Source organism: Pseudomonas sp. NPDC089392 (assembly GCF_044749595.1).
Classification (GTDB): domain Bacteria; phylum Pseudomonadota; class Gammaproteobacteria; order Pseudomonadales; family Pseudomonadaceae; genus Aquipseudomonas.
Genome location: NZ_JBIVIF010000095.1, coordinates 1 through 2562, shown reverse-complemented (window position 1 = coordinate 2562; position 2562 = coordinate 1). Strand labels below are relative to the sequence as shown.

The following is a 2562-nucleotide window of genomic DNA, read 5'->3' as shown; positions in this document are numbered from 1 at the left end:
TGTTGGCGCTGATTGAAAGTTGACCCACCCTGCCGATTGAAAAATGACCCAGGGCTGCTTGCCGATTTTGACCCCGGCAATTGTGGATAAGCCTAGCAGTCGACAGCATCGTAAAAGTGCTGACCCTGCACTCAGCAAGGCCAGCCCAAAGAGGTCAAAACGGGTCGTCCTCCGCTTCCTCGACATCCTGCCGTCTCCGCTCCCTCGCCTGGATCTTGGTCTTGGCCACCAGGGTGCTGTTTTGCAGGCGGTACGATTCATTCCCCGTCTCGACGATGTGGCAGTGGTGTGTCAATCGGTCGAGCAAGGCCGTGGTCATCTTGGCGTCGCCAAATACGCTCGACCACTCGGCGAAGCTGAGGTTGGTGGTGATGATCACGCTGGTGTGCTCGTAAAGCTTCGAAAGCAGGTGGAACAGCAGGGCTCCGCCGCTCTGACTGAAAGGTAGGTAGCCAAGCTCATCAAGGATTACCAGATCTGCACGCAGTAGTCCTCGGGCGATCCGCCCTGTCTTGCCCTCATGTTTTTCACGCTCCAGCAGGTTGACCAGATCGACCGTGGAGTGAAAACGCACACGCTTGTTATGTTGGGTGATGCCGGCCACTGCCAGGGCGGTGGCGAGATGCGTTTTACCGGTGCCAGGGCCGCCGATGAACACCACATTTTGCGCTGTGTCGGTGAAGGTCAGAGTGGACAGTTCCTTGATCAGCCGGGCATCAGCGCTGGATACACCGAAGTCGAAGCCAGCCAGGTCACGGTGCATGGGCAGTTTTGCCATATTCATCTGATGATGTACCGAGCGCACTGCCCGATCGGCGTGCTCCTGATCAAGGAGATGCTCGATCAGCCATTTCGATGACGCAGTGGAAGATTCGCCTTGTGCGGCCAGCTCTGCCCAGGCATCGGCCATGCCGTGCAGGCGTAAGTCTTTGAGTTCCTCTGTGAGATCACGCATTCCGCACCTCCTCATCCGTGCTGCGCAGCCGGTCATAGCGCGCGGTATTGGCAACAGGGGACACCTTCAGTTGCAGGTTGGTTTCGACCGAGGGTGGTACTTCACGGGCGGTCAGACGGGCCACGACATTGAGGATGTGGTCAGCGCTCAGGCTGCCAGATTCCAAAACCAGCTCAACCGCCACGAGGACGGCATCCAGGCCAGCGATGGGCACGGCGGCCAACACCTGGGTCATGACTCGGTCACCCTGTAGATGCCGCCGCAGCCCGCGTCTGAGCAGGCGTAGGGGCCTGGGTAGATCGGCAAACGGGGCACCATTGCGTAGGGCTCCCGGTTTACGCTCAATGAGGGGGATGTAGTGTTGCCAGTCGTAGCTGACCTGATCGCGATCAAACAGGCGCTCATGGCTGGCAATCACACCATCATCGGCAATCACGACGATTCGCGAGGGATAGAGCCGACTGCTGACCCACTGTCCAACACGCTCGCAGGGTACTGAATAGCGGTTGCGAGCCACGTTGATCAGACAGGTGCTGGAAACGCGAACCGTGCGCTCTACATAGCCGTCGAAGGGCCTCGGCATCGGCATCATTTCGACGCGCTCCAGTTCCAAGACTTCTGCGACGGTGAGGCCGTTGTACTGCGGATGGATCAGCTCGTGCCAAAGAGCCCGACAGCGCTGGGCAAGCCAGGCATTCAGCTCTTCGAAGCTATGGAAAGTGTTGTCGCAGGCGGCCAGCCAGATGCGGCGCCGACTGTCTTGGACGTTCTTTTCGACGATACCTTTTTCCCAGCCGGACGCTACGTTGCAGAAGTCCGGGTCGAACAGGTAGTGCGAGCACATCACCATGAAGCGAGCATTGACCGTGCGGCCTTTACCCTTGGCGACCTTGTCGACCGCCGTTTTCATGTTGTCGTAGATGCCGCGACGCGGCACGCCGCCCAAGGCGGCGAATGAGCGGGTATGGGCATCGAACAGCATCTCATGCCCTTGGCTGGGGTAGGCCACGAGCCAGAAGGCTCGGCTGGCACATAGCTTCATATGCGCGACCTGGACGCGCCTGAAAACACCGCCAATCAGCAAGCCTTCCTCGCTCCAATCGAACTGGAAGGCCTCGCCCAACGCGAACGCCAACGGCACAAATGCCCGTACCGCCTTGCCTTGCTCTCCGCGCCAATGACGAACGAAGGCTGTGAGCTGGCTGTAGCCGCCGTCATAGCCTTCAGCCCTGATCATGGTCAGTAGCGCCTTGGCACTGCGGCGATGTTGCTTCGCCCTCAAGGCATCAGCCCGCAGCGCCTGCTCCAACATCTCGTGAAAGGGACTGAGCTTGTTGAACACAGCTCGACGCTGATAAACCGGCTGCTTGGACTCCGGTGCTCTGATCCATTTTCGGATGGTGTTGCGCGACAGTCCGGTGCGCTTGGCTATCTCATGCAACGACAGCTTGTCGCGGAAATACATCCGCCGAATTTTGCCCATCATTTCCATGCTGATCACCCTGTGTTCTCCTGCTCAAAAAATGAGCAGGTGCAGTGGAACACCTGGGTCAGTTTTCAGTCAGCACAATGGGCGAAACTGGGTCATTTTTCGGTCAGCGGCAACA

Annotated in this window: 2 protein-coding genes; both read right to left on the bottom strand. The window is 58.7% G+C overall.

All coding sequences use genetic code 11. From position 1 onward, the window contains the following. Positions 1 to 154 precede the first annotated feature (154 nt). Complete coding sequence (gene istB / locus ACIP1G_RS31930) at positions 155 to 955, bottom strand: IS21-like element helper ATPase IstB (protein ID WP_064305084.1); 801 nt, start codon at positions 953 to 955, stop codon at positions 155 to 157. Then, on the bottom strand, positions 948 to 2447 hold the full coding sequence (gene istA / locus ACIP1G_RS31925; RefSeq protein ID WP_182943259.1) for an IS21 family transposase: 1500 nt from the start codon (positions 2445 to 2447) through the stop codon (positions 948 to 950). The genes istB and istA overlap by 8 nt, the downstream gene beginning before the upstream one ends. Positions 2448 to 2562 lie beyond the last annotated feature (115 nt).